16 protein-coding genes are annotated in these 18,944 nt (G+C 48.6%); 9 read left to right on the top strand and 7 right to left on the bottom strand.

The window, feature by feature from the left end:
• Positions 1-411: 411 nt before the first annotated feature.
• The 7 genes from AC3ITG_RS29650 to AC3ITG_RS29620 all read right to left on the bottom strand — a co-directional run bounded on the left by AC3ITG_RS29650 (position 412) and on the right by AC3ITG_RS29620 (position 8,045).
• Positions 412-3,630, bottom strand: coding sequence for an efflux RND transporter permease subunit (locus AC3ITG_RS29650; RefSeq protein ID WP_489252154.1), 3,219 nt, complete (start codon positions 3,628-3,630; stop codon positions 412-414).
• 40 nt (positions 3,631-3,670) lie between these two features.
• Positions 3,671-4,618: a TetR/AcrR family transcriptional regulator gene (locus tag AC3ITG_RS29645; protein WP_489252153.1), complete on the bottom strand. Its 948-nt coding sequence runs from the start codon at positions 4,616-4,618 to the stop codon at positions 3,671-3,673.
• A gap of 284 nt (positions 4,619-4,902) precedes the next feature.
• Positions 4,903-5,037, bottom strand: a complete 135-nt coding sequence (locus AC3ITG_RS29640; protein ID WP_413374296.1) for a hypothetical protein — start codon at positions 5,035-5,037, stop codon at positions 4,903-4,905.
• A gap of 131 nt (positions 5,038-5,168) precedes the next feature.
• Positions 5,169-5,483 (bottom strand): DMT family transporter, encoded by a 315-nt coding sequence (locus AC3ITG_RS29635; RefSeq protein WP_489252152.1) that lies wholly within the window; start codon positions 5,481-5,483, stop codon positions 5,169-5,171.
• Positions 5,483-5,824, bottom strand: coding sequence for a DMT family transporter (locus AC3ITG_RS29630; protein ID WP_063566951.1), 342 nt, complete (start codon positions 5,822-5,824; stop codon positions 5,483-5,485). Before AC3ITG_RS29630 ends, AC3ITG_RS29635 begins: the two co-directional genes overlap by 1 nt.
• Positions 5,821-6,444, bottom strand: a complete 624-nt coding sequence (locus AC3ITG_RS29625; protein ID WP_413374297.1) for a TetR/AcrR family transcriptional regulator — start codon at positions 6,442-6,444, stop codon at positions 5,821-5,823. The genes AC3ITG_RS29630 and AC3ITG_RS29625 overlap by 4 nt, the downstream gene beginning before the upstream one ends.
• A 125-nt stretch (positions 6,445-6,569) precedes the next feature.
• Positions 6,570-8,045, bottom strand: coding sequence for a phospholipase D family protein (locus AC3ITG_RS29620; protein ID WP_489252151.1), 1,476 nt, complete (start codon positions 8,043-8,045; stop codon positions 6,570-6,572).
• A 266-nt stretch (positions 8,046-8,311) separates the two neighbouring features.
• On the opposite strand from AC3ITG_RS29620, the gene AC3ITG_RS29615 reads away from it, so the two are divergent.
• From AC3ITG_RS29615 to fni, 9 genes are all read left to right on the top strand, one after another.
• Positions 8,312-9,241, top strand: a complete 930-nt coding sequence (locus tag AC3ITG_RS29615) for a MerR family transcriptional regulator (protein ID WP_489252150.1) — start codon at positions 8,312-8,314, stop codon at positions 9,239-9,241.
• A gap of 289 nt (positions 9,242-9,530) precedes the next feature.
• On the top strand, positions 9,531-11,081 hold the full coding sequence (locus AC3ITG_RS29610) for a phytoene desaturase family protein (protein ID WP_489252149.1): 1,551 nt from the start codon (positions 9,531-9,533) through the stop codon (positions 11,079-11,081).
• The gene (locus tag AC3ITG_RS29605; RefSeq protein WP_489252148.1) at positions 11,078-12,541 is read left to right on the top strand and encodes a phytoene desaturase family protein; all 1,464 of its coding nucleotides are present in this window, start codon (positions 11,078-11,080) and stop codon (positions 12,539-12,541) included. Before AC3ITG_RS29610 ends, AC3ITG_RS29605 begins: the two co-directional genes overlap by 4 nt.
• Positions 12,538-13,410 carry a phytoene/squalene synthase family protein gene (locus AC3ITG_RS29600; RefSeq protein ID WP_413374302.1) on the top strand — a complete coding sequence of 291 codons (873 nt, stop codon included), beginning with the start codon at positions 12,538-12,540 and terminating at the stop codon, positions 13,408-13,410. The genes AC3ITG_RS29605 and AC3ITG_RS29600 overlap by 4 nt, the downstream gene beginning before the upstream one ends.
• The gene (locus AC3ITG_RS29595) at positions 13,410-14,177 is read left to right on the top strand and encodes a carotenoid biosynthesis protein (protein WP_489252147.1); all 768 of its coding nucleotides are present in this window, start codon (positions 13,410-13,412) and stop codon (positions 14,175-14,177) included. Before AC3ITG_RS29600 ends, AC3ITG_RS29595 begins: the two co-directional genes overlap by 1 nt.
• Positions 14,146-14,904 carry a lysophospholipid acyltransferase family protein gene (locus AC3ITG_RS29590; RefSeq protein WP_413374304.1) on the top strand — a complete coding sequence of 253 codons (759 nt, stop codon included), beginning with the start codon at positions 14,146-14,148 and terminating at the stop codon, positions 14,902-14,904. Before AC3ITG_RS29595 ends, AC3ITG_RS29590 begins: the two co-directional genes overlap by 32 nt.
• 2 nt (positions 14,905-14,906) lie before the next feature.
• Positions 14,907-16,055: a glycosyltransferase family 2 protein gene (locus AC3ITG_RS29585; RefSeq protein ID WP_489252146.1), complete on the top strand. Its 1,149-nt coding sequence runs from the start codon at positions 14,907-14,909 to the stop codon at positions 16,053-16,055.
• Entirely contained in the window at positions 16,052-17,533 is a 1,482-nt protein-coding gene (locus AC3ITG_RS29580) for a phytoene desaturase family protein (protein WP_489252145.1), read from the top strand. Before AC3ITG_RS29585 ends, AC3ITG_RS29580 begins: the two co-directional genes overlap by 4 nt.
• Before the next feature lie 333 nt (positions 17,534-17,866).
• Positions 17,867-18,934: a type 2 isopentenyl-diphosphate Delta-isomerase gene (gene fni, locus AC3ITG_RS29575; RefSeq protein WP_489252144.1), complete on the top strand. Its 1,068-nt coding sequence runs from the start codon at positions 17,867-17,869 to the stop codon at positions 18,932-18,934.
• Positions 18,935-18,944: the final 10 nt, after the last annotated feature.

Below are 18,944 nucleotides of genomic sequence, written 5' to 3'. Positions count from 1 at the left end.
AATACATGCAGTTTTACATACCCGCTGTGTAAGTCGGGCTTCGAAGAGCGTTTGTTATGATGTGATGTATTGAAGGCATCACCTGACTGGAAGCCGTGAACTTACATAATTAAGCCATATTATAAGTCTATTTACAGCAGATGAGCTGAAATCTCACGTTCATTTGTTTTATTTCACAAAATAGATTCTTCCTTTTATGAAATAAAACAAAAAGGGTTATTCCTATGTAGCTCTATCTAACATCTAGATGTTTCTATGACCCATGCTAAGAAATTGTAGCTAAATGTAAAACACCCCTTAGCCGGAGATTAGAATGTACAAACCATTCTAATGTGGACTAAGGGGTGTTCTAAGTTAGAAGCTCATCTTAATTCTGAATGATGATTTAATTCAATCAACAGAAGGTGTCGATTAATCTTCAATTCTTTTCTTTTTGAACTTCATCAGGAACTCATACACGATTGGCACGATAACCAGAGTCAGCAGCGTGGAGCTGATCAGACCGCCGATTACGGTAATTCCGAGACCTTTCGAGATGATCCCTGCGCTTTCTTCGAGTCCTGTAACCAGTGGCAGCAAGGCACCAATGGTAGCCAGAGCTGTCATAAGGATTGGACGCAGACGCGTTGCTCCGGCTTCCAGCAAGGCTTCACGAGTAGGCATTCCCTCTTTTTCCTTGTGAATAACACGGTCGATCAGGACGATGGCGTTGGTGACCACGATCCCGATAAGCATCAGTCCACCCATCATGGCAGATACGTCAAGCGTACCACCAGCTACGAACAGGCCGACCATAATACCAATGATGGTAAATGGCAGGGAGAACAGGATGGCAAATGGCGCCAGTCCACCGCCGAACGTAACGACAAGCACAAAGTACACAATCGCAATGGCTGCCAGCATGGCCAGACCAAGTTGGGTAAACGTGTCATTAATCTGTTCGGTTGTACCGCCAAACTTCACATCAACACCATCTGGCAGATCCAGTTTGTCGATGTTCGCCTGCAAGTTTGATGATGCTTTTTGCACATCGGAAGCCAAAATGTTGGCTGAAACCTGGACAACGACTTTTCCATCAATACGCATGATGGAATTCGGTGAAGTGCCTTCTTCCACTTTCGCGACATCTTTGATTGGTACTTCAATGCCTAGTGGTGAAGTAACTTTTTCGTTTTCAATATCAGCAATGCTGGTAAATGTCTTTTTGTCAGTCTCTACATAGACTTTATACGTTTTGTTTTCGATATCCACTTCTGTGAGTACAGGGCGCTCACGTGCAGGGCTGAGCGTCATAGCCAGTTGGCCAGCAGTCAGACCCAGCGAGCTCAGTTTTTCCTGATCCGCGACGAGCGTGTATTGCCCGTAGGTATCGGAGAGCGTAGTGTCCGCTTTTTCAAAAGATTCGGTATCTGCTTCAACCAGTTTCAGAATTTCATCCGAGACAGGTTTGATCTGATCTACATTGTCACCATAGATGGAAAGGCTCAAGCTGCTGCCTCCCAGACCCCCGGACATGTCAAGCTCATTCCAGGTTCCTACGGTAACTTCTTTTTTCAGACCTTCCACAAGTTGTTCTTTCACTTTTGTAAAGTCTTTCGTATCTTCGTTATATTCGATATAGAAGAGAGCAGAGTTGGAGCTGCCTCCACCCATGCTGCTCAGTGGATTGCTGCCGCCGATGGAATATTGCATTTTCTCCAGGCCTGGCTGCGTCAGCAACCATTTCTCGGCTACGAGTGCTTCTTTTTCTACATCTTCACGCAAAGCTCCAGTTTCCGGGCTGTACGTAATGGTCACATATTTATCCTGTTGTTCCGGCAAGAAACTTGCACCGATGAACGGATAGAGGAACAAACTGCCGACCAACAGCAATACAGCAACGCCGACGGTGATGAGTTTGTGTGACAATGTCCAGTTCAAGAGTCGTTTGTAAGCTTCCGCCATCTTGCCTGGCTTTTCCTCATGATTCTGCTTGTTCTTCAGACCTTTGCGGAACAGCGTGTGTGCCAGCATTGGTACAATCGTAACAGCTACAATCAGGGATGCCAGCAAAGCGAAGACCATCGTCAAGGCAAATGGCATGAACAGCTCACCGACCATACCACTTACCAGTGCCAGCGGCAGGAATACCGCAATGGTTACGATAGTGGAAGAAAGGATCGGAATGAACATTTCACGGGTAGCTTCCCGGATCAAATCACGGCCTTTGAGTTTTTCTCCCTTGAGTGTCAATCTACGATAGATATTCTCGATAACAACGATGGAGTCATCGACAACCCGTCCAATCGCAACCGTCATGGCACCTAATGTCATCATGTTCAGCGTAATGTCCATCATATTAAGTGCTGTCAATGCAATGAGCAAGGAGAGCGGGATGGAGATAATGGAAATAATGGTGGAGCGAATATCACGCAGGAACAACAGAATGATCAAAATGGCGAACAAAGCACCAAACATCGCTTTGAACAACATCGTGTTTACGGAGTCCTGGATAGGTTTACCTTGGTCGAGCAAAACAGTCAACTCGGCGTTTTTGAACTGCGTCTGCAACTCTTCCGCTTTGTCTTTAACCGCCTTAACGACATTAACTGTATTGGCATCATTAGACTTAACGATGGAGATCCCGATGGATTCCTTACCGTCAGTCCGTGAAATGGATTCCGCCTGACCAATGACTTCAATCTTGGCGATCTCGCTTAATTTAACGGTTGGGATTCCAGGTGCATTAGCGGCACCCGAAGTGCTGCCCACACTTGCATTTCCGCCAGCGGCTTGTCCAGCAGCCTGGTCAGAACCTTGTGCAGAGCCCTGAGCTGCCCCGCCAGCTTGTGCGCCGGCGCCTTGTGGTGCTGTGGCCGAACCACTGCCTGCTCCTGCACCGCTTGGTACAACCGGGATGGCGAGATTTTTCAGATCATCCAGATCGATGATATTGCCATCAACAACAACAGCTTTCTGTGCTTTGTCCAGTTCGAACAGTCCCAATGGTACACGGACAGAAGAGCCTTGAACGATGCCGTTGACTGTATCTTCAGTCAAACCGAGCTCACTCATTTTTTTCTGGTCAAATTTCAGTTGAACTTCCTTAACATATTGACCGGAAACTTGGACTTGAGCTACACCGTCAATATCTTCGAGTGCAGGCTGGATATCCGTTTCAACCAGTCGAGTCAATTGTTCCAGATCTCCGCCGTCCTTGTCAGACAAGCTGAGCGAGACAACCGGGAAGGAGTTGATGCTGAACTTCGAGATGGTTGGTTTCTGTACCCCATCAGGCAATTGCACCTCATTCAGTGCTTCGCGTACCGCTGCGGTAGCGTTATCCAGATCAGTACCATAATCAAATTCGAGGGTAATGGAAGAGGCATTCTCCATGGAAGTTGAGGTGAGTGTCTTAATTCCCTCTACATTTCTTAAGGTCTGTTCCAGTGGTTTGGTGACATCCTCCACAATACCCTCTGGAGCTGCACCTGGATCAATGGCCGTAACACTCAAGAATGGCACATTGATGTTTGGGATGGTCTCCTGTTTCATCGTCAGTCCGCTGTACAAACCGGCGAAGGAAACGATGATTGTCAGAATCCAGATCGCAAACTTATTGTTCAGTGAAAAATTAATAATCCCTTTCATACGATGGTTTCTTCTCCTCTCTGTTTCTCCCTGTATTTCTTTATTGTTGTGACGAGTCAGCCTGGATGAACCGGCTATACATGGCATCCATAATGTGCTGAAGCTCGGAGTGCAATGACTGGATGACAGGAATGTGATCCAGATTACGCATCATGCCCAGAATAATGGCACGTCGCGGTGTGAATTCCATCATTTCCTGTCTCAGGATGGCGATGGTCTCCAGCGCGTCATTGCGCAATTGCCCTGAAGGCATATCAGAAGTGATGATATCCTTCATCTGTTTGATGATGTGAATGGGATGACGCATCACTGTGGAATCTGTATCTGAATCGCTGCTCCATGCTGGCCAATGCTCCAAAGGAACCAAAGGGGCAGGGCATTGATCGAGCAATCCGCGAGCTGCATAATCAATCGTTTGCAGCATGTTGCTTGCCATCTTGGATACGGTAAGGGAAGGCATTTCCGTAAACCAGATTTTGACGTAGGAGAGGAACAAACCATGCGTGAGCAAAATAAGGTCTATGGTATAGGGTTCAATCTCCGGTCCGTACAGATCCTCCAGTTTGTCCTTAAACCAGTGCAGGGTACGGATCTCCAAATCCTTTTGCTGCGGGTTGCACTTTTCCTTGCGATGCTGCTCTTCATCCATCATCATGCTGCGCATTTGCACGCGTAAAAATTCTTTCAGCTCGGATACATGGACAAGCAGTGTTTCAATCTGCCTGTGCAGACGTTCTCTCGAAGTGAGCCCAGCTTCATGTTCAATCTGGGAGATTTCGTCCATGAGCGTGAATATGCAGTACTCCATCGTACTGGCCTCTAATTCCTCTTTGGATTTGAACATAAGGTAGAGGCTGCCTTTCGACATCCCGCATATCTCTGCAATCTCCTGCATGGAGGTTGCAGCACTGCCTTTGGCTGAGAACAGCTTGAGTGCTGTGGTAATAATGAGCTTTTTCTTCTCATTCATTTCATGGATAGGGTTCATTAACGATACATCCACCTCACCTGCGGAACTTATGAGTTCTTGAATTGACTTTAGGGTCAAACCAAGTATAAACGATATATACAACGGAATTCAAATGGGAGGAAAATGGAAAAATAAGAGGGCGTAATATAAGGGGTATGGAGCATTTTTCCTACGTCATGTAGACGGCATAAAGGCTGTATAATGAGCGACGATATGTTCATTTCAATGCAATATGTATCAAAATCATGAGTATCCAACGTAGGGCGAAGCAAGCTGAGCATGATGAGTTTAAATAATCTATTTCAGGTTCCGCCCTTAAAGACGTAAATGGCTAGAAGGATGATAGCTACAAGAGCAAACAAATAAAAGGCCCCCACAGCGATCAGGAAGATGTACCCGGTAAAAGAACCCATGCGCGCGAACAATTTCTTCATCATCACGACATCCTTTCTTACGTAACAGAGTGTTGGGAGGTTTCCTATTTACATCATATCCCAAAAAGACGACTTTCTGATCGAAGTCGTCTTTTTAAAAATTAAATATTATAAAAAATATATAATGAAGGTATTTACGTAATCAGTTTCAATCCGATCGCCGCCACCAAAATCATGGCAATAAACAGCAGCCGCTTGGCTTCCTTCCGCTCACCGAACAGGAACATACCTGTTAACGTACTGCCCACCGTACCGATTCCAGTCCACACCGCATACGCGGTACCCATGGGAATAGACATCATCGCATAGGATAACAAGGAGAAGCTGAATACGAACGATACGAGCATGAGTACGATATAAGGCCAGCCCTTCCGGGTAGAAGCACCATTAATGCCGATGACGCCAAAAATTTCACATATGCCTGCACCCACAATTGCCATCCAAGCCATTATGCTTCACCTCCTTTTGCCGATTGTTGATCCGTGACCAGTTTCAGTCCGATCACACCACATAGCAACAGACCGATTAACAAAACCTTGGCAAGTGAGAATGCTTCACCAAATAGCAGCATTTCAGCCAGTACCGTACCTGCAGTACCAATCCCCGTAAATACGGCATAAACCGTACCCACAGGCAATCTTTTGGAAGCAGCGATGATTAATCCAAAACTGAGGATGATGGCTAGGGCCGTCAAAGCCCACTCCCAAACATTGGAGGCGTGTTTCAGCCCACTTACCCATACAATCTCAATGAGTCCTCCGATAAATACATATAACCAGTTGCGGTTCATGATGATGAATCTCCTTTCAGCACAACGGGCTGTGCCTCTTGTTTCAGATGATGGATGCCATGCCAGTAGACTGGCCAGGAAGCTTCAATCCGTCTCCTGTACCGACGTGAACTTCCATAAATAATCTCAACCGTGATGCCATCGAGAAAAGTCATATAAGCAATCGCAGCTTGTTCTGCTGGAACAGCCTGTAGTTCCCCGTTGCGCGTCGCCCTTTGCAGTAGCCGTGTCAGTGACCGCTCCATACCGTCCAGAAACGGATAAACTAGATCCATCACTTCGCTATATAGCGAAAGCGGCGGAAAGTAACACATACGCAGCATAAAGCGGGCTGAGGCATTACAGTTATACTCCTGCTCAAACCATATCAGCAAACCCTTCAACCTTTGTTCCAGTGGAAGATCGGCGTGATCACGGAAGTATTCGAGCGTTCGACGCTGAACATCCTTAAACGCATGCGCAAGGGTTTGCAAAAACAGGTCATCCTTGCCGCTAAAATGTGCATATATGGACGGTTTTTTAATCCCGACTTCGTCAGCGATTGCTCTTAAGGAGGCTCCTTCATATCCATCTCTTGCAAAATGGAACAGGGCGGCATCCCGAATCGAATGTGCAGTCATTAATATCACCTTCCTAACGGTCGTTAGGTAACCTATATTTTCACATTTTACATTCGCTGTCAAGGCACAAAAAACGCCTGCACGATAGTGTACAGGCGGGTTTATGCTTCGAATTTCATTTTCAATTAGAAGGTCGTTAAACCCAAAATCAGTTGAAGCTTATATACGATTTCTTTCAAAAATGTAGTCTTTTCCTGAAATTCATCCAGGTTCAGGGTGAACTCGGCATCTTCATTATTCCATATCCGGTCAAAATAATTCGCCACATCATGAGTAAATGAGTTGTCTGGTGGGGCAACAACCCAGAGGTCATTTTCCAGATTGTAATCATTCATGTTTCTGGGAGTAAAGTTGGTCGATCCTCCAAGGACGATATGATCCCCGGTGGCTTTGGCAATGTACATCATCTTGGCGTGATATTGCTCTTTGGTTGTGTTATACCAGCGAATTTGGATTTTGCCATCCGATTTATCATGTAACTTAGCAGCTACAGGACGATTGGGAATGCCGGTCTTCTCCTGACCAAAAGCATTTTCGTTCGGGTCGAGCACAAGACGTATCTCGGCTCCGCGTTTTGAGGCTTCGAGCAGCGCATCCAATACTTTGGGTGAAGCGATGTAGAACATGCCCATCCATAAGGTGTCACCTTTAACCGATTGATTGATCTCATGGAGCACTGTTTCATTCACTTTACCCTCGGTCAGATAGCGAATTCGCAAATCTCCCTTATTCGGGTCTGTGGAAGGAGCTGTATAGGAAGGGAGCTTTCCCCCGCCCGAGAAATTCAGTACAGCCTGCTCCGACTCAAGGATATCTCCAATGATTGGACCGGTTATTTCAAAAGCGACGTTTGAATGGTACGCACTGGCATCGTGAATATTGCCCGAAGAGACAATGGCCGTCTTCTCGCTGACCACAACTTTGCGATGGTTGGCCTTCAGATTGAGCAATTTGAGGTAGGAACGCACCGTGACATCCGGGCCATTGGTTGCCATCAGGTTCGGAATCCAACCATTCCCGGATTGTCCAAACCACTGGAAGAATGTGCGCCATACAGCCGAGTAGATGGGAGTAGAATCGCGCAAAGGGTCTACATCTGTGATTACTACATGAATTCCAGCCTGTTTCATCCGCTCCAGCAGCGGATTGGGTGCAGAGTTGTAGTTGGTGTTCACTTCATCCGTAATGAACCAGATGTCCATATCCGGTTTCTGTTTTTTTTTGGCGACGATTGTATCCGTGAACTCTGTGCTGACGGGTGGAAAACTCTGACCTTTGTGCTGGTAGTTATTGAATAAAAACATATCAACGACGACGAATTGTTCCGCGTCTTCGACAATCTGTTGCATGCGCTGGAAGATCTGCTGTTCGTGCTCCATCTGTCCGTCAGCGGAGGGATAGGTCAGATCATGCAGAAACTGCACCTGATCCACACGGTATTCAGGACTTTCATAGGAAATGCCGGGTGGTAACGGCTTATAGGTCTGGTAGAGCATGACGGCGATGAGCCATAACACCAGTAATCCGAGACCTGTTCGTATGTATGGAAGTTTACCGCGTGAAGACTTGCGGTCTGATGTCTGGCGGCGAAAAGAAAACAACGATAACTCTCCCCTTTCTGAACTTGCTGACTTCTATTACCACTCTGGTAACAACATTGACGCAAAGATCTTAATGGTGTGTTTAATGTAATCAGAGAAGGCAAAACCAATTGATCGATTCAATCGACATGGATATGACCGTTGTGTATAATGAGTGTATTATTTTTGTGGAATGTTCGGATTTTCATATACCTGACAAGGACGGGATAAGGTTTCGTTTAACCTGCGAAAGTCTGGCTATTTCAGGAAAGAAAGTGGGTAATAAGGTGTATTCCATCAAACAAGTCGCTGCCATGCTGGGTATTCCGACGGTAACGCTCAGGGCTTGGGAGAATCGGTACAGTGCGGTCACCCCTGAGCGGACGGAATCGGGTTATCGCTTGTACACGGAAGAGAATGTTGCAGATCTGCGCTGGTTGAAAGAGCAGGTGGAGCAGCACCAGACAAATATTTCGGAAGCGGTACGTATGCTCAAGGTGAACAAAACCACTTCACATGAAGCTGCAGTGCCTACGTCGTATATGCCTCCAGTACCCACGATGGAAGAGGCATATATACGTATAGCCGATCAGATTTACGACTCGTTATACAACTTTCAGGGCGAACGGGCCAATGGTCTGATTGATTTTGGCTTCACCATGTACGGATATGATTCAATGTTTTATCATGTGCTGGTGCCCATACTGGTTCGGGTTGGGGATGCATGGGAACAGGGCAGGGCTTCGGTCGCTCAAGAGCATTTTATGACTCAATTGATCTCACAGCGCTTTTATCAGTTTTTCCATCTGTTCCCGATCTATCCGCATCTGCCCAAAGTTCTGGCCTTGTGCCCTGAAGGGGAGCATCATCAGGTGGGATTATTGTTGTTCTCCCTGTTTATGCGTAAAAATGGTGCTGAAGTGCTCTATCTCGGAGCCGACACACCCGAAGAAGGAATATACCCAATTATCCGGGAGCAGAAAATTCGGTTGGTTGGTCTTTCGGTTACCAGTTCAGAACTGCTTGAACGGTGTGATCAACTCATAGGACGAATTTTGGACGAGTTCCCTGATATGCGCTTTGTACTTGGAGGGAAGGGCTATGAGCGTGCAGAGAACGCACGTTATCCGCAGTGGATTATACCCGGAAATTCAGCGGATTGGCAATCGTGGATGGAACGTGAGTATTTTGTTGAACCATCGCCTGGGCGAAGATAACTGTCTCGTGTCTTTTTGAAAATGTATTTTAAAATAAAATGTATAGGTTTAGGTATACAGGACATCCTTTGACGCAAGAGCGCGGAGGGTGTTTTTTTTGCTTTCTAAAATATCTTAATAGAGAATTTGACCAGCGGGTCATTTTTTGATTTAATAGGTCGTATAATATTTGTACTACATTTGTATAATGTTTTTGCGTTTACCCGCTTGAACAGTTCAAGGGCGGTTTAATAATAGGTTAGAGACTATAGTACTAGAGATAGTTCTTAACATAGGAAAGGTGAGTGGCATGATACCGAATCAGCAACGTAAACGTGCAGCAGTCATTGGTGCAGGTCCGGGTGGACTTGCAGCAGCGATGTTATTGTCCGGCCAGGGGTACGAAGTAGATGTATATGAGAAACAGCCAGTCATCGGGGGACGTTCTTCCAGACTGGAGCTGGGCGAATATCGGTTCGACCGGGGTGCAACGTTTTTGATGATGCCGCAGTTGATTGAAGAGATGTTCAATGTTGTGGGACGCCAATTATCCGACTATGTGGAGATGAAAGAGCTGACTCCGCTGTATGCTCTAAACTTTGGCGATAAGGTGTTTAAGCCTTCTCGTGACCGTGAAGATACAGCCGCACAGATCAAGGAACTTTTCCCCGGCAACGAGGACAATTACCTTCGGTTCATGCAGGAAGAGGAAGTGAAGTTTGGCAAAGTCATGCCTTTGCTGCGCAGACCTTTTGGCAAGCTGGCAGATTATTTGCGAAGAGATGCCATGACAGCTCTGCCAAAACTCGATATTAACAATACAGTCTATGGCATCCTGTCCCGCTATTTCACAGATGAGCGCTTGCGCTGGGCATTCACGTTCCAATCCAAATACCTTGGTATGTCTGCTTGGGATTGCCCGGGTACATTTACGATTCTGTCATTCATTGAGCACCATTATGGTTTGTTTCACCCCATTGGCGGCGTCAATCGCGTGTTTCAAGCCATGGCTGATGTAGTTGAAGAATATGGAGGACGAATACATACATCCTGTTCGGTTAAACAGGTCATTGTTCGCAATGGTCGTGCAGAAGGCGTATTGCTTGAAAATGGCGAACGCATTGAAGCAGATCATGTCGTTGTTAATGCAGACTTCGCGCATGCCGTGAACCATCTGTTTGAACCAGGCGTACTCAAGAAATATACACCGGAGAAAATGAAGCGTAAAAAATTCTCTTGCTCCACAGCCATGCTGTATCTGGGTGTGGACGGTGAAGTGGATTTACCGCATCATTCCATCTATTTTCCCGAGGACTATCGACTGAACGTCGACGAGATCACGAAGCATAAAGTTTTGTCTGCAGATCCATCCCTCTATATTCATAACCCTTCCAGACTCGATTCGACGCTGGCGCCGGAAGGGAAATCTGCATTATATGTTCTCATGCCTACGCCGAACCTTACCGGTGACATCGATTGGGAGGTAGAACGAGAGAATGTGCAGGAGGCGATGATGAAGCGGATGGAATCGATTCCTGAGTTGTCAGGTATCCGCAGTCGTATTGAAGAATCCATGATGTTTACACCGTTGGATTGGGAAAATGAACTCGACGTGTACCGCGGAGCAACATTTAATATGGCTCATAATCTTGGGCAGATGATGTATCTTCGGCCCCATAACCAGTTTGAAGAGTTGAAAAGGGTGTGGCTGGTGGGCGGCGGTACGCATCCGGGCAGTGGATTACCGACCATCTTTGAATCGGCTCGAATCAGCGTGAAACTGATCCAGGAAGAGGACGCTCGCAAGCGCTCGAAACCATCCTCGTATGTGAAAACGGCGGAAGCAGGAGGCCATCCATGAAACGGGCAGCCATCGTAGGTGCAGGCATTGGCGGGCTGACTTCAGCGTTGCTGCTGAATCGACAGGGTTGGGACGTAACCGTATACGAACGGGCTTCCAGAGTTGGAGGTCGTATCGGCTACGAGCAGGAAGGGGACTATCGGATCGATCAAGGACCGACCATCGTACTTCTGCCCGAGATGCTGCTTGGCATTTTGGAGGAAGCAGGTGTGGATCGTTCGAAGATTGAGCTGCTGCGTTGTGATCCATTGTACAGAGTGCACTATAGCAGCGGACGTGTGATGACCAAAATGACGGAACGTGAACAGCAGGCCGAAGAGATCGAACGTCTCTTCCCTGGAGAAAGCCAGGGATTCTCAAAATTTATGAGAGATATGGACACGCTGTTTCCGGCGGGACGGGCTGCGTTTCTGGAACGGGCTTTTCCGCGGAAAAGGGATTTTTTCACTCCGTCTCTGATGTCCCTGATGGGCCGATTACGCGCGCACAAAAGTGTACGGAAGGCTGTAGGCGATTATTTTCATCATGAGGAACTGCTGGATGCATATTCGCTGCAAAGTCTCTACATTGGGGGATCTCCCTTCGGTACGCCGGGTATTTACTCCCTGCTTCCTTATGCAGAGCATGAATATGGCATCTGGATGGTGAAAGGTGGCTATGCTGCATTACCTGCCATACTGGAACAGGAACTGGTATCACGTGGTGGACGCGTCGTATTGAACACGGAAGTGACGGGACTGAATATCGAAAATGGGATATGCAAAGGTATAGAAACAGCCACAGGCGCAGAAAATGTGGATGCAGTTATCTACAATGGCGATTTCCCCCACCTGCCGGGTCTGCTTGGTCAGACTCTTGAAAGTTCACGCAAACGAAAGCCATATCGTCCTTCATCGGGATGTGTGTTGATCTATGCGGGCGTAGACAAAACCTGGGAGGATGCAACGGCGCATCAGTTTTTCCTGCCCCCAAGTCTTGATGGCAGTTTGCGGGAAGTGTTCGACCAGCGCCGCATTCCGGCGAAGTCCTCTTTTTATGTATTTAATCCGGCTGCATTGGACGAGACGGCAGCTCCGCCAGGTCAGAGTGTGTTGTACTTCCTCATTCCGGTGCCGGATGCCGATGGTGTCGACTGGTCTAGGGAGAGCGAGGCGCTGGCAGAACGTGTACTGGAAGAAGCGGAACAACGCGGATTTCCGGGACTCCGTGAAGCGATCAAGTGGCAAAAAATACGTACACCCGCTGACGCTGAGCGTGACGGGCTGTACGGCGGCGGCAGCTTTGGCATCGCACCCGTACTGTTTCAATCCGGTGTATATCGTCCGCAACCGAAGCCGTTCCCGGCAATCCGGGGTCTATATGCGGCAGGGGCGTCTGTACATCCGGGAGGCGGGGTTCCTATTGTGATGCAAAGTGCACGGATGGCAGTGAATTTACTGACGAAGGAGATGGAAACATGAATGAAGCGATTTTGAACAAGTGTGAGGAATTAATGCAAAAGGGCTCATCATCTTTTTATCAAGCCTTCAGAGGTCTGCCCAGCCCACGCCGCGAGGCTGTGTACGTTATCTATGCTTTTTGCCGCATGATCGATGACAGTGTGGATGAGCCGGAGCAGTCGCCCTATACGACTTATGAAATCCGCAATCTGTTCAATCAGCTGGAAGAAGCGGAAGGACATTTTATTTGGCCGGCACTACGATGGCTGTTTACGAGTTTTCCTCATCTGGACAAGGGGCCTTTCTTCCGTCAAATGGAAGGACAATTAACCGATCTTAAAGTAACGCACTATAGAACGATGGAGGAACTGGAGCATTATTGTTATCTGGTTGCCGGAACCGTCGGCGAGATGTTGTTGCCTGTATTGCGCGATGACAAAGGTACAGACGTGGCGATGAACGGGATTGCGCTGGGCAAAGGTATGCAGATCGTCAATATTATCCGTGATGTGGGCGAAGACCGGGCAAGATCCCGTCGCTACGTTCCGCTGGAGTTGATGGAGAAGCATGGATATTCCGACCAGGATTGGGCTAACGGTGTTGTCGACGAAAGGTTTAAGGCCATTATTCATGAATTAAAAATAGCTGCGCTGAACTGGTTCCGTATCGGTATGGACTGTCTGGATACGTATCCAACTGAAAGTGCGTTTGCCATTGAGCTGGCGGCAGCCTTTTATTCAACCATTCTGCATGCGGTTGAGCGCAACGACTATGACGTGTATACGAAGCGTGCATTTGTTAGCGATGAACTGAAACTGGAGATGCTGGGTGCCATTGTGGAACGTTATCCTATGCTGACTTACCAAGCTTCCCGCACGGCGGTATCCTGATGGTTCAGGGCCTGTACTGGGCATGGTATATCATCGGAGCAATATTGATGCTGACGATCGGTGTTCCAGATGTGCTGTCCTTTTCCAACGGTTTGTTCCTAATCTTCTATGCACTCTATGTGCTGGATCTGATACATCAAGGCCGTAAACGGACGAGAATGTCCGACCAGTCAGTCATTTGGAAGGAACCCGGACTCTGGTTAACTTCTGCCGTTATTTGGCTGGGAGGCATGGGAGTGGAATGGGTCGGTGTGCATACACATTGGCCCTTTGGCGAGTATTCGTATTCCGATTTCTTCGGAATCCATCTGTTCAGTGTACCCGTTACATTAGGCTTCGCCTGGGTTGCGGTGGTTGGTAACTCGGCTCTGCTGAGTGGCGGCGGCTCCACCTGGACCGGCAAGCTGATCCGGGCGGTTAAGACTGGATTTTGGGCCATCGTGCTTGACCTGGTGCTGGACCCGGTTGCGCATGCCAGAGGATTCTGGCAATGGCAAGCCCCAGGTGGATTCTACGGTGTGCCCTGGACCAACTACATAAGCTGGTTTGTAATGGGAGCGTTCCTCTCCTTGTTTCTTCCGGCAATGCCTTCAGATCGAAGCTCATTGCTGCGTGCGAAATGGTTATATCAGCTGTTTATTCTTTTGTTTGGGTTGTTAGCTCTCAAAGAAGGAATTAAGGGCAGCTTCATCATTGCTATTGTGGGTATGCTTCTTGCTGAGGGGAGCTGGCTATATGATTCGCGCCGTAAAGTCAAACCCGTTTAACCGGATTTTTTCCTTATACAATCATTATTATTTGCTGCGGAGACGTTTTCGCTCGTTTACGTTATCAGGGTCATTGGACCCGCTGTTACCGAATACTGGTTCACCCATAGAACCGGATCAACCGGTCATCTATTTCATGAACCACAGCTCCTGGTGGGATGGTCTGCTGCTCTATCATGCGTCGCAGCAGACTTCCCGGGGAGATCATTATGTCATGATGGAAGAAGAGCAGCTGCGACAATATGCCTTTTTCCGCAAACTTGGCGCGTATTCAATCAACAAGGAGAATGCATCCAGCATTCGAACCTCCTTGCAATATACGACCGAGCTGCTTCACTCCGGCAAAAGGGTCTGGATCTTTCCCCAAGGGGAAATTCTGCATCAGGATGCCAGGCCAATCGAGTTTCGTCCAGGCATTGGTTTGCTGCTACGCCGCTCTCCACGCGCCGTAGCTGTACCTGTGACTTTGTGTCACGGCATGGTTCAACATGATTTGCCGGAAATATCGATGCAGGTGGGCACGCCTGTGATAGAAGATTGGAAGACATGGAAGAGTGAAGAGATTGCTACCAGATTGAGTAGGGGGCTGGAGCAGCAGTTGAATGACCATAAATCAGAGCTGGCACGCATCGGGCAGGGGAGTTTGCCGGGTGCTTTTCCACTGATCCGCCATGTGCGTTCAACGAGTGAAAAATACGATGCGGCACGAAAGCGGGTGAACCGTTAGCGATGAGTGCATCTGAAATAGGATGGATTATACTGACTTTTGTATTGGGCGTTCAGTTGGTGTTTGCGATATGGAACGTCTCCTGTCTGCCCAAAGTGCGCTCATTCAACGCAGACAGATTGAAGGACAAGGATATCCTGATCTCTGTGCTAGTTCCTGCCCGTAACGAGAAACTGCACATCCAAGGATGTCTGGAAAGTGTGCTTGCCAGCGATACATCCGGATTTCGGATGGAAGTACTGGTGCTGGATGATCGCTCTGAAGATGAGACCGCAGCCATAGTTCAGGGGATTGCCGATCGTGATCCACGTGTGCGCCTGCTGCATGGTGTGGAGCTTCCCGCAGGCTGGATGGGGAAATCTCATGCTTGTCACCGACTGGTGCAGGAGGCCAAGGGTGAGTGGTTTATGTTCGTGGATGCCGATGTGCGCTTGGAACCTGCAGCCATCCGGCAGACTATTGCTGCGGGGTGTGAGCAAGGCGGCGGCCTCGTAACGGGATTCCCCTATCAGGTGACGAAGACCTGGATGGAAAAGCTTGTTGTACCCATGATGGTGTTCACCATCATCAGCCATCTCCCCATTTTCATGATACGCAGATCATCCAATCCGATGTTTGTAGCCGCTACAGGGGCGTTTTTGCTCATTCATCGTTCCAGTTATAAGGCCTCTGGTGGACATGCTGCAATCCAGGCTGATCTGGTCGATGATATGAGCCTGGCGAAGGCGGTTAAGCGTGCGGGGCATCCCGTTATGCTGGTCGACGTTCATGACGTGACGAATACGCGAATGTACCAGAATGTTGCAGAAGTGTGGAACGGGTATAAGAAAAACATGTACGAAGGCATGGGGCGCAAAGATGTGCTGCTGTTAGGCACGATGCTGATGTATACATTGATGTATATTGTGCCTCCGCTCGGTCTGATTATCGGTTTGTTGTCGGGCAATGCTACGTCCATCATCTATGGTCTTGTGGGAACCGTGCTCGGGATGGCAGTCAAAAGGGTATCGGATCACGTTGGAGGACAACCCTGGTGGCTTGCTTTCCTGCAACCGATTAGCATGGCCTGTGTCATTGCGATCGGCATAGCTTCCTGGCAGGCAGGTCGTTCCGGCAAGGGGTATGTATGGAAAGGTAGGCGGTACAGTTGAAGGGTAACGTCATTATTATCGGCGCAGGATTTGGAGGTCTATCGTGTGCCATTCGGCTAGCTTCGCTGGGCGTACGGGTAACTATTCTGGAACGGCAGGATCGGGTCGGTGGAAAGCTGCAACAAATCGATCAGGATGGATATCATTTTGACCGGGGGCCAAGTACGATCACGATGCCCGCAAGCTTCCGTTCTGTCTTCGATCACGCAGGTGTGGAGATGGAGGATTACGTTCAGTTATATGAGCTGGAACCACGTACACGTAATAGTTTTGCAGATGGGACTATAGTTGATTTGTCGGGCAATCGAGAGAGGATGAAGGAGCAGATTGCTGCCTACAGCCCAGAGGATGCAGCCCGTTATGATGCATTTATGGATGAGTCTGCTGTGCTGTATACAGAAGCCAATCGTCATTTTCTTGGAAAGTTGCTGTTATCGCCCAAGGATAAATATAATCTTCGAATGCTGCGCAGTCTGCTGCGTGTACGGCCTACAGTGAAGTTGGACAAGCTGCTGCGTTCGTATTTCCAGCACCCTCATACCCTTGCGATGTTCGGTCGGTACGCGACCTATGTTGGTTCATCACCATATCAGGCGCCTTCGATCTTTGCCATGATGGGTCATGTGGAAGCAGAAGAGGGCATCTATGGGGTGAAGGGTGGAACCTATCAACTAATAGAAGCAATGACACGGCTTGCACAGGAAAAAGGGGTGCAGATCGTGACTGGCATCGAAGTCCGGCAAATTGTTATCAGACATGGTAAAGTGGCAGGTGTGGATACGGATCAGGGCTTCCGGGAAGCCGATCAGGTCGTTGCCAATGGAGATGTGCTGAGCGTAAATCGGCTACTGCTTGCGCCAGAATATCGCAAACAGATGAGTGATGAACGGATTCGCAAGTATGAGCCTTCGATATCCGGGTTTGTAACATTGGCTGGTGTGCGGAGACAGTATGAATCCCTGCTGCACCATACCGTCTTTTTCCCAGAACGGTATGAACCGGAGTTTGACCATATTTTTCGTGACCGAAAAATGCCTGCCGATCCCACGATCTACATCTGTTATTCCGGTTATTCGGAAGCGGGTATGGCTCCAGCGGGAGCCAGCAATCTTTTCATTCTGGTGAACGCTCCGTATTTGTCGGACTCCTGGCATTGGGATGAGCAGATGGACCGTTATGGCGAATTGGTGTTGGAGAAGCTGGCCGAGCGGGGCATTACGGGATTGAAGCAGTCCGATGTGCTGATCCGGTACACGCCACAGCATATAGAACGGGATACCCTGGCCCATCAAGGGTCGATCTACGGCATCTCGTCCAACTCCGTGAAGCAGACCTTCATGCGTCCCGGCAACAAAAGCAAAGTTGTACAAGGACTGTGGTACGTGGGTGGAACGACGCATCCGGGCGGCGGAACACCGATTGTGACATTGTCCGGGCAACTTGTTGGAGCGCAGCTTGCATCGGAAATCTTAAGGTAAGTTATAGAAGAGATTCATCTAACAGAATGACTGACCCAACCTCCAAATCTCTGAGTAGCAAATATTAATTGTGCCTCGGAATTCAAGTTATTGTTGGGTTTCGGGGCACCCTTTCCATTGCTGGGCCGGAACGTTATACTGGGTAGAGTTGACGCGTTGAGTGTGAATATCATTTATAATATAGATCCAAATCATACAGTTTGTACGTTACATAATAAGAATTAATATTTCTGAGAATCTCTCTGCTGTATCGGGCAAATCCTGAATGGAGCCTAGCCGAAACTGGCAATTATCCTGTCCATCAGCACTATTCTCACATAAGGAGGTCTCATCATGAATGAACAAGAGCGAGCCGGCGAACGGCTGCTTCCCGAGGTGGCTACGGGGGAACGGAAGCTGGAGCATGTGCGCCTCTGTCTTGAAGAGAATGTGGCAGGAGAAGGGGTAACCAGCGGAATGGAGCGGTATGCTTTTCGTCATAACCCGTTACCTGAATTGAATTTTGAAGAGGTAAGTCTGGAGACTGCGTTTATTGGTAAAAGGGTACGTACACCCCTGCTCATCAGTTCGATGACGGGTGGAAGCAAAACAACGGGCGCCATCAATGAGCGGCTCGCCCGTGTGGCGAACGCCCGAGGCTGGGCACTCGGCGTAGGTTCGATTCGGGCTGCCGTGGAACAGCCTGAACTGGCAACGACCTTTGATGTGCGGCGCTGGGCACCGGATATTCCGGTCATTGCGAACCTCGGTGCGGTGCAGCTGAATTACGGCTTCAACACTGCTGATTTCCAGCGGGCAGTTGAGATTGCTGGCGCAGATATGCTGGTGCTGCATTTGAACAGTTTGCAGGAGATCTTCCAGCCTGAAGGCAATACCGATTTTAGCGGATTACTTCATCGAATCGAGGGTTTGTGCCAGCAATTAGATGTACCTGTTGGTGTGAAAGAAGTGGGTTTTGGCATAGATGGAGTAACGGCACAACGATTGTACGAAGCAGGTGTGGCTTTTATTGATGTAGCTGGAGCAGGTGGCACCAGTTGGGTGCAAGTAGAGAAGTTCCGGAATTCGAATCCGGTACGTCGTGCGGCAGCAGAAGCTTTTGCAGACTGGGGCATTCCGACAGCGGAATGTATTCAGGAAGTGAGAGCGGTGAACCCCACGGGTGCTCTGATTGGCAGTGGCGGGTTATACAGCGGTGTTGATGCGGCCAAAGCACTGGCGCTTGGTGCAGACCTGGCCGGGTTCGGGCGATCTTTGCTGGAGTCTGCTGTTGCCTCGGATGCAGCGCTAGATCAGTGTCTAGAACAGGTGGAATTCGAGCTGCGTACCGTCATGTTTGGCATTGGCGCAGGGCGGATCGAGGATTTGCAAGGCACGCCACGTCTGGTGGAGCGGCGTTAAATTTGATTTG

The sequence above is a fragment of the Paenibacillus sp. GL_099_B genome (assembly GCF_057835695.1).
Note: the sequence above shows the minus strand (reverse complement) of the source record. Positions and strands in the feature narration are given on the sequence as shown.